Source organism: Desulfoferrobacter suflitae, assembly GCF_022603395.1.
Lineage (GTDB): Bacteria > Desulfobacterota > Syntrophobacteria > Syntrophobacterales > Syntrophobacteraceae > Desulfoferrobacter > Desulfoferrobacter suflitae.
Genome location: NZ_JAIBKA010000022.1, coordinates 21,566 through 30,833, shown reverse-complemented (window position 1 = coordinate 30,833; position 9,268 = coordinate 21,566). Strand labels below are relative to the sequence as shown.

The following is a 9,268-nucleotide window of genomic DNA, read 5'->3' as shown; positions in this document are numbered from 1 at the left end:
TCAGGCGCTATAAGTCTACTGATCACGGCCGACCTTTATAGAATCGTTGACAACACGATCTCCGGTTGTGACGAGTATTTCCTGATAGCTCTGGACGGATGGTGCAAGACAGAGATCCAGTGCTCCGACTACCGGGGTCCTTGCTCAAGCCTTGATGGTGTCACATTTTGCAAAGATTCGGGTGCAGCCAGCGGGGTCGCAGATCTAATCGAATCCAAGTACGGATTGGTGGACCCCCTCTGCTTTGCCGGACAGGGCCTGCCGGCTGTCTGCGAGTACAGCGAAGGAGACCTTGGGTGCTATACGGATGCACAGGGAAACGTCATTTGTGACAGCACATTGACCGACGGTATGACCCCACACCCCGATATTTTCCCCGGTGGGGTGGATGACTGCGAACTGAAGGGGCTCTACGGCAATTCAGCGTGCGACTATGTTGGAGTCGAATGCACGGGAAACGCAAGAGGAGAAGCGTCCAATTTCTGCTATGTGGTCACCATCAAATATGATTGCGGCGAAGACATCACATACGAAGTGGAGACTGGAACAACCTATTCGGAGCAGTGCTCGTCTGAGATTCGCTGTCTTGGCACCGAATGCCACAATCCCGCGGGAGAAACCAACACCGATTTCACCACGGTTGCAACCGACTTGAGCACCCTGCAGATGATTCAAGACGACCTCACGTGTATGGAAACTGGGACAGCTCCGACTACCGTGGATGAGGCATGCACGCCACTTGTTTTCGACGGCACCCACGAGGAATGCAAGGTGCCCATTGGCACCACAATCGGCCTCACGCCCGATTGCTGTGAGGCCGGGGAGGAAGCCGCGGCAGGCGTGAACATCGTAAATTATGTGAAGCTTCTGGTCTACGCCTCCAAACTCGCCCAAAATCCCGCCTTTATTTCAGCCATTTCAAACATCCCGGGCTATTCCGCCTTTATAGATGCGTTCGATCCGCTTACAAGCCTTTATGACAAAGGAGTCGACTTGACGACCAAAGTGCTCGTAGATCCTATCACCAATGCCATGGAGCACCTGGGTTGGGAGGTGACGAGCAAGGCAGGCGAAGACGCTGCAAAAAGCGCCGCACAATCGGGCCTCTTCAGCAGCATGCAGCAGAAAATAATGTTTGAAATGTACTCCTTCATTTACGACACCCTGGGCATGCCGGAGCTCGCCAACAGTATATTTGTCCTTGACCCGGAAACCGGCCAGATCCTCCTCGATTCGACCGTGTCGACGGTCATTAATTTCATCAGCATGGCGTATCTTGTCTATAGCATGATGAAGATCCTCGGACAGATCATTTTCGCCTGCGAGCAGTCGGAACTGCAGCTCGGTATCGACCGCGAACTGGGCAACTGCACCTATGTCGGAGACTACTGTGCGGCAGACGTTCTGGGCATCTGCGTGCTCACCAAAAACAGCTACTGCTGCTACAATTCGCCACTCTCCCGCATCATCATGGAGCAGGCGAGACCCCAGTTGGGTGGCTTTGGAGAAGCCGAAGATCCGAACTGCAGCGGACTGAGCATAGCTGAGTTGGAGCTTGTTGACTGGAGCCTCATCGATCTCAGCGAATGGGAGTACCTCCTGGTCCAGTCCGGACTGCTCGTAACCAGTTCCGAGCAAGCCGCACTCGCCTGGACCGAGGAGACAACGCCACGCACCGAGTTGGAGTACGGAATCGATCCAGTTGGACCCGAAGGAGAAGTGGATACAACTGAGGTCCTTCAGGAACGCTACGCCGAGAACACTGCTCTCATAAGTGAGAGCAGGGACACCCTCGCCGAAAGCGCAACCTGCTACAGCGATCCCCAATACATGGCGTGGTACGACGAGAAAGAAATCCAAATGGAAGAGGTCATCCTGCCAATAGGTGGAACCGGATATATCGAGTCTTGCGGAACAGGGTGCATCGATCTTTATCTTGGCGAGGTCGGAGATGACTATCTGGAGGACGACGACTGCAGCGAGGTTTTCGAGCAAAGGTACTCCTTCGAAATCTTGATGCCCGACTATATCAAAAGTGCCACGTTGATCGATGCGTTGTGGGACGATCATATCGAAATATGGATCGCCAGCCAGCTAGTCTACCGTGGTCCCTACAATACTTTCCCCCCCGAGATAGCCGGTACATGTGAATTGAAAACTAGCTGGTGCCTGGGGAGACCCAACAGTTGGTGCGTTCAAGCCGCACCTGGCAATATCAATGTTACCGATCTTTTTAAAACGAAAGGGCCGGTTGAAACCAATACACGTGTCACCGTTGGAGGCAAGGGGGAGGGATATGCTCATGTTCAGATCCTTTATGGTTTCCCCAGCGCCGGAGTCCCTGGAGCTGAGTGCTTCGCGCCGCCCTATTGACATCGGTGCCAATGAATCCGGCGGGCGGCCCATGAGGAGGAGGCCGCACTTTGGTTCGAGGACGCCGTCGATGACGGGTTCGAATCCCTGCCCGCAATACCATTAAACAAAATGACGGAGATTCTTTGGATGCGCACCACCGCTATTATCCTCATTCTTTTGCTGGCGTTCACCGCAGCCGCCACGGCCGAAGAATCGGATCGAGTTTTTTTTAACCGCAAAGCTGAGGGCTGGTTCTGGTATCAGTCCATGCCGCAGGAAGAGGAACCACCCATTCCTGACCCACTCCCGCCGCCGTCCCCTCCTTTTGTCCCGAAGCAAGCAGAGGAAGAACGGGAGAAGGAACCAGAAAAGTCTCCAGTTTTCTCGGTCCAATGGCTCAGGGACAATCTCCCCAAGCTTCTTGATATCGCCATCGACAACCCGACAGATGAAAACGTTGCAGCGTATATGTATGCTCAAAGGGTCATGATGGACAAATCGTCCAACTTCGCCAGCCAGGTTCAGCACGTCGTCCTGAGCGACCCGATGCTTGACGAAAACAATCGGTTTCCCTTCGCGACGGCAATGCGCTCGAACGTGCTCAAAATGCAAGATCAGGCTCAAAAGGAAGCACTCAAGTATCTCGCCAGCATAAGCGGTGTATGGTTCTTTTTTGACTCTAAATGCCAATATTGCATCATGCAGCAGGCTACCATCAAACACTTGGTTGATGACTACGGCTTCATCGTCAAGAACATCTCCCTCGATGGTGCGGGACTCCCCGGAATGACCGATTTTGTAATCGACTCCGGTCAAGCACGGACACTGAGTCTGCAGCTAACACCTGCCATCGTCTTGGCCGTGCCGCCCGACCACCTTTTCATATTGAGCCAGGGACTTCTCTCATTTGAGGGAATTGATTCTCGCATCCTGCTTGCCGCGGAAAAGGAGGACTTGCTCTCAGAAGAGCTCAAGCGGCGGATCAATCCGTCCGAGCGGGGAGTTCTCAGCACCGAAGACCTCAAAGACGCGCCCAAAGGGGATAACCCGGCCGAACTGGTCAATTATCTGAAGGAACATTTGAAGGCGAAATATTGGTGAGGAGGATTCATGAAGATCGGCTGTGCTCTCTTTCTTGTCTGCGTTTTTTTTGCTGTCGTGTCCCCCGTCCATGCATCTCTTACCGACGCACTCGATGGCATGTTCATGTCAACCGGCACCCTCCCCCAGGCATATGAAAGCCAGACCAGGCAGGGTTTTGTAGGTGGCAGTTACAGCCTTCGAACGCCTTTAAAGAACATGAACATCATCTCTTTTGCTGCCCCGCGGCTCGATGCCGGTTGCGGCGGAATAGATCTCTTCATGGGCTCGTTCAGCTTTATCAATGCCGAACAGTTCACCAACCTCATCCGGGCCATAGGCGCCAACGCAGTCGGTTACGCCTTCAAAATGGCCATCCAAGCCATATGCTCTCAATGCGCCGCGGTGCTCACCGACCTCGAGAACAAACTAAACGCCCTTAACCGCGCACTCAAAAACACCTGCGCTATCGCCAACGCAGTTGTAAACGATGTCGGTAACGCCATAGCTGGAAAGGATCAGGCGAGCCAGGTCGGGACTATGCTTGAAACTGCGCAAGGAGCAGTGGATGATCTCTTTTCCTCCATTCAGAATCTTTTCTCCGACTCCAACTCCGCAGTGAAGGCAGCTCCGGAGGACAACCCGAATGCCGGAAACCTCGTCTGGAAAGCGCTCTTCAACAACAACACCGCCGCTTTCATTGGTGACCCGACAGCAAGTGTGGATGACTTCTGGGGGAGTAACAGTCTTCTGATGGCTCAATACATCATGAGCATTACCGGGTCTGTGATTATCCCAACCGATGAAGATTTCTCCGCCGAAGAAGACTGTCCATCCGGTGCCAGGTGCGATGACAGAAGCGTCGAGATCGGCCCCAAGCTCACCTTTAAAGATTTGATCAACGGAAACACGGCGGAGGAAAAGCCCAAATACTGGAAGTGCAATACCACCGCCGATCAAATGAGCTGTCAAAGCCCCGCCCTCGCAGACTTCAATTTCATCGGAACGCGAGGTTACACCAATATGATGCTTTTCGGAAATGCCGATGGTCCCGATTACGGGATAGAGTCTGATTCCATTGTCGGGCGCATCATGGCGGGGGAAACCCTCAATTCCGCTCAGCAGGCTTTTGTCAACGCGATCAGTGTGCCAATCCTCAAAATGCTCATCGACGTGCAGCGCGAACCAGTTGCGCTCGAAATGATCGCGAGAACGAGCGCTCCCGTGATTCAAGAAGAAATGGCTATCGCTCTCGGCACCGCGATCCTAAAAGCCGCTCGATCCGCTTTCGACGGACAAAACAATGCCCGCAAGCCCGATTTCTTCGATAAAAACCTCAAGACCGTCCAGGACGACATGAATGCCTGCCGAGCTATGAACGCTCAGGAACATGTTCAGATCTTAAAAGAACTCAAAGAGCTTGTGGACTATGTCCGACAATCTATGCCAGCGTCACTTTCCTGATATCGGAGACTATAATCGGAGTTAGAAACATGACTACCATTTATACCCTGGGGGATATCGACATTTTCTACCACGCGCTCACGGCGATCGCGATGCTTTTCAATAGCACGGACCTTTGGGTCGGCGCCGGCCTTTTTGGCCTCGGCACAATCATGGGACTCGGGCTGCTCATCTCCCTTGTCATCCTTTCTGTTCAGGGAGTCTTGAAAAACGACGGGATACGATACGAGCAAATCTTGATCATGGTCGTCTTTTATGTCGCTTTGTTCGTACCTCAAACGACCGTGCAGCTCGAAGATATGTATACGGGCCAGATCCGTGCTGTGGACAATGTGCCTATCGGTATCGCTTACACTGGAGGGATCATCAGCGGTATTACCCACAACATCGCCGAGACAATAGAGACTGCATTCTCAACCGTTGACGGCAACTACATTCCTACGTCCCACAATATTTGATTTGAACAGTCCCAAGTAATCTGATCCCGCCTATCCCGCTATACCTCGCCATGCTTTTGCACTTTACCCTGCCTACCCCGCGCGCCGGGCGCTAACCGGTCCCAAGACCACGCCGGATAACGGCTGGGCATCAGCGGGGGCGCCGAAGCACCTCCGGAATGTCAACATTACTGGTTGTCGCAGCGCCACGAGCCTCGCCGACCACCTGCAGGCCATGGCTCGGCTGCAAGATCTATTCTGCTGATGACGATGCAGACTCCAGTTCAGAGGCTTTCTTCAGAGCCCATTCAATGGCTTCGTTGTCAAATCCTGGCCTTGAGCGCATAAAAGCGGCCGCCTTTCGGTAGTACTCAGCGGCCATCCTATTCTGCCCCTTGGCTTCATAGACCGTTGCCAGTCTGTCGAGCCCGTCAACATCGTCCGGATATTGCTCCAATAGCTTGTGACACTGAGCTTCCGCTTCGTCCAGTTTCCCGGCTTGGATGAGATCAATGACACTATTCGATAGGTTGTCCAACTCCTCCATTTGGGCATGGATCTGTTTGAAGACATCTGAAGGAGCCTGCGGCGGCCGTGTCGCTGAGACCTGTTCGCGCAACAAACAGCATTTTTTGTACTTCTTTCCACTTCCACAAGGGCAGGGCGCATTGCGGGATATCTTACTCATGGGTAACGCAACTCCTTTGTTGAAAAACCGTTGCCAAACATAGCATCTGGCGCGTCGGGCGCCGGCGGTTTTGCGCTTGCGGGCGGCGCCAGGTTGGAGTAAACGAACGGCTTTTTCGGAAACCTCTTCGATCATGACTATTCGCTCAAGTGGGAGACGCCATGTTTGCTCCATTTACCCGCTCAGATATTAGAAAATACAGCTTGAATGTGCTGCGAAACAAGATCCGCTGCGGTTTGCCCTCCTGCCCCGTCTGCAATACTCAACCGGATTTGTTCAGGCGGCATCAGGCACGCCCCCGCAAATTCCGCATTCTATGCGACGCATTGGTCCAGGTGGTAAAATGCCTTGTCATTCGGTGGAAATGCCCCGGCTGCCATAAGACCTTCACCGAACAGCCTCCTTTCGCGCTTCCCTTCAAGCGTTACACCAGCGACGCGATACTTCATCGCTCGGCAAGCTATCTGGAAGATGAGACGTCGACCTATCGGAAGACAGTCCTGGAAGAAGGCTCGGAGATCTTCCATGCCTCGACGGACGAAGGAAATACGCCGGTCGATAAAGTCCTCTCCCACACAACCCCTTACCGCTGGATCGACACTCTTGGCCGCTTCAAAGAAATCCCGCGCCGCGCTCTGGACCTCATCTTACAGAAGGATCCGGCGACAAAAGTCTACCGGGATCTCGCCGCGCTAACGATCTCCCCCAATAAGTTCGTGAAAACCGCTCGGGAAGAAACCCTCAAACGCTCTCGCCGGCTCGTCCACCTGGAGGCGGTATTCCGAGTTGTTTTTGGTGCTTCAATTTTCCCCTTCTTTGCAACAGGCTGCGCCTGGCAATGATTTATGCTCGCCTCCAACCATAAAACAAAGGAGGCGTTATGAAGCAAAAAGATGAAAAATGGGCCCTGTTCTGGTGCGATCTCCTTCGCCCCGTTCTCTTCGACGAGGTGGAGCCGGAATCGATCCAGGATTTTCTCAAAGAGATCTCTCAAAAGGAGATGGTCTTTCCCGGCGGACGTACCGGCAAGCCCTCCCTTTCCACCCTCAGGCGAAAGCTGAAGCGCTATCGAACCGGAGGATTCGATGCTCTCGCAAGAAAAGACCGCCATGACCGCGGCCATGCCAGGGCCGCACCCGCAGAAATCATTGCAACCGCCATCGAGCTTAAATGCGAGCAGCCCAAGCGCTCCCCTGCCACCATCAACCGATTCCTAAAGGACCTCTATGGCGTTACGCTCTCCCGCTCTACTTTGTATCGCCATCTTAAAGGTGCGGGCGCAACCCGCCTCAAGCTCGGCGTTGTCAAAAACAAGGTGAGAAAACGTTGGACCAGAGACCATACCCATGATCTCTGGGTTGGGGACTTCGAGGAAGGCCCCTATGTTGTTTTCGGCCGGGAGGTCCTGCCCACCTATCTTTCCGCTTTCATCGACTGCCACAGCAGGTATATCGTCGAGGCCCGCTACTACCTGCGCCAAAGCCTCGATATCCTCATCGACTCGCTGCTGCGCGCCCTGGCCAAGCATGGCGCCCCCGGCGAACTCTACCTCGATAACGCCAAGGTCTATCACGCAATCGGCCTCAAGGCTGCCTGCTACCGGCTCCACATCCGGCTTCGCCACCGGCCGGCCGGGGACCCTTCCCCGGGAGGACTCATTGAGCGCTTCTTTGAGACCGCCCAAGACCGGTTTGAATCCGAGGTGCGGGCACAAGATGCCATAAGCCTCGATGATCTCAACCGAGCTCTCAGCGCATGGATCTCGGTGGATTATCATAGCTCCATTCATTCCGAGACCGGCGAGACTCCCAAGGACCGCTATCATACCGGACTTTCCGTCATCCGCCACGTGGAAATGGACCAGGTGCTCGCTTCCTTTCTTAGAAAGGTCACTCGGGTCGTCCACAAGGATTTTTCCGACATTAGCCTCGATAAGCGGCTCTACCGGGTCGATCCAGCTTTAAGGGGAGACAAGGTCTGGGTCCACTACGATCCCTTCTCGTCTTCAGATAGCGTGAAGATCTTTTCCCTGAAAGGCGAATACCAGGGATCGGGCGTGCTCCATCACCGCGAGGCCGAGCAACCGCCCCTTCCCGCACAAGCTCGGGGAAAACCCAAGCATAACCTCATCGATCTCCTCGTTCGCGAGCACCGGGAGCAGCTCGCCGCAAACACTCGCGGCATCGATTACCGCAAGGTCGTCTCCGTGCGGCCGTGGCCGTTTCATGCCTTTGTCAAAGCCTTTGCCCGGCTGCTCGGAAAAGAAGTGGGCATCTCCGCCTTCACGGCACAGGAGCTCGAAACGCTCAAAAAACTCTACAATCAAAACGTTCAGCTCACAGAATCCGTGCTCACGCAGGCCTTTGCCCGAGTGCCTAACAAGTCGTTCCCCCACCTCGTCGGTGAGCTCAAACAAATCCTACAGCAAAAGGAGTAACCACCATGTTCCTCGATCATTTCAAAATGAACAGCCATCCCTTCCAGGAACGCCCTCCCGTGGAATGGATCCTCAACGACCACCGCATCTCCCAGTCCCTGGCCAGACTCGACTACTTTGCCCGGCAAGGGACCCTGGCCCTCCTCATCGGACCAACCGGTGCCGGAAAATCCACACTCTTAAGGCTCTTCATCCATAACCTCTCTAAAAACCGCTACCGCCCCGTTTATCTCCACTTCACCGGAATCCCGTCATCCAGCCTGCTTCGCCTAATCGTGACTCAGTTGGGAGAAGCCCCCCGGCGAGGCAAGGATCATCTCTTTTTACAAATTCTCGATCGCACCGCAAAAGAAGATCTCTCAACGGTGCTTATCATCGACGAAGCCCACCTTATAGATCCGCAAGCTTTGACCGATCTGCGCCTCCTGGTTAGCTCAGCCCTCGATACCGATACTCCCGTAAAGATCGTCCTCAGCGGTCAGGAGCCCCTCGCCAAGCTCCTTGCCCGTGCCTCTCTTAGCGATCTTGTCAACCGAATCACCGTCCGATGTCACCTCGGCGCCTTAACCTCGGACCAGACCACCTCCTATATCGACTCCAGGATGCGTTTCGCGGGGAGCAACGAGAAGGTCTTCGAGCCCGAAGCCAAATCCCTCATCCATGACTATGCCAGCGGCATCCCAAGGCAGATTAATAACATCGCTACCGCCTGCCTCCTCAATGCCGCCGCCCAAAATCTCAACAAGATCAACGAAGCCCTGGTCACCGACACCATGGCCGAATTCCGCCTTCCCTAGGAGAAGACAT

8 protein-coding genes are annotated in these 9,268 nt (G+C 54.2%); 7 read left to right on the top strand and 1 reads right to left on the bottom strand.

The genetic code is table 11. The features are described 5' to 3' along the window. The 4 genes from traN to K1V27_RS22080 all read left to right on the top strand — a co-directional run. Window positions 1-2,373, top strand: a 2,373-nt coding sequence (traN, locus tag K1V27_RS22095; protein ID WP_258932443.1) for a conjugal transfer protein TraN, incomplete at its 5' end; no start/stop codon positions are given. 129 nt (window positions 2,374-2,502) lie between these two features. Further along, on the top strand, window positions 2,503-3,456 hold the full coding sequence (gene traF / locus K1V27_RS22090; protein WP_258932442.1) for a conjugal transfer protein TraF: 954 nt from the start codon (window positions 2,503-2,505) through the stop codon (window positions 3,454-3,456). A 9-nt stretch (window positions 3,457-3,465) separates the two neighbouring features. Beyond that, a complete protein-coding gene (locus K1V27_RS22085) occupies window positions 3,466-4,899 on the top strand; it encodes a conjugal transfer protein TraH (RefSeq protein ID WP_309574040.1) in 1,434 nt (477 codons plus the stop codon). Window positions 4,900-4,928: 29 nt separating this feature from the next. Then, window positions 4,929-5,357 carry a conjugal transfer protein TraG N-terminal domain-containing protein gene (locus K1V27_RS22080; protein WP_258932441.1) on the top strand — a complete coding sequence of 143 codons (429 nt, stop codon included), beginning with the start codon at window positions 4,929-4,931 and terminating at the stop codon, window positions 5,355-5,357. A gap of 232 nt (window positions 5,358-5,589) precedes the next feature. Here K1V27_RS22080 and K1V27_RS22075 read toward each other — a convergent pair whose 3' ends face one another. Continuing rightward, a complete protein-coding gene (locus tag K1V27_RS22075; RefSeq protein WP_258927476.1) occupies window positions 5,590-6,159 on the bottom strand; it encodes a tetratricopeptide repeat protein in 570 nt (189 codons plus the stop codon). Window positions 6,160-6,185: 26 nt separating this feature from the next. Here K1V27_RS22075 and K1V27_RS22070 point away from each other — a divergent pair, with 26 nt between their 5' ends. The 3 genes from K1V27_RS22070 to K1V27_RS22060 are packed head-to-tail and all read left to right on the top strand — an operon-like array spanning window position 6,186 to window position 9,258. Then, window positions 6,186-6,866 carry a DUF6431 domain-containing protein gene (locus K1V27_RS22070; protein ID WP_258931058.1) on the top strand — a complete coding sequence of 227 codons (681 nt, stop codon included), beginning with the start codon at window positions 6,186-6,188 and terminating at the stop codon, window positions 6,864-6,866. 38 nt (window positions 6,867-6,904) lie between these two features. Beyond that, window positions 6,905-8,461, top strand: coding sequence for a helix-turn-helix domain-containing protein (locus K1V27_RS22065; protein WP_258927474.1), 1,557 nt, complete (start codon window positions 6,905-6,907; stop codon window positions 8,459-8,461). A 5-nt stretch (window positions 8,462-8,466) separates the two neighbouring features. Next, on the top strand, window positions 8,467-9,258 hold the full coding sequence (locus tag K1V27_RS22060; protein WP_258927473.1) for an ExeA family protein: 792 nt from the start codon (window positions 8,467-8,469) through the stop codon (window positions 9,256-9,258). Window positions 9,259-9,268: the final 10 nt, after the last annotated feature.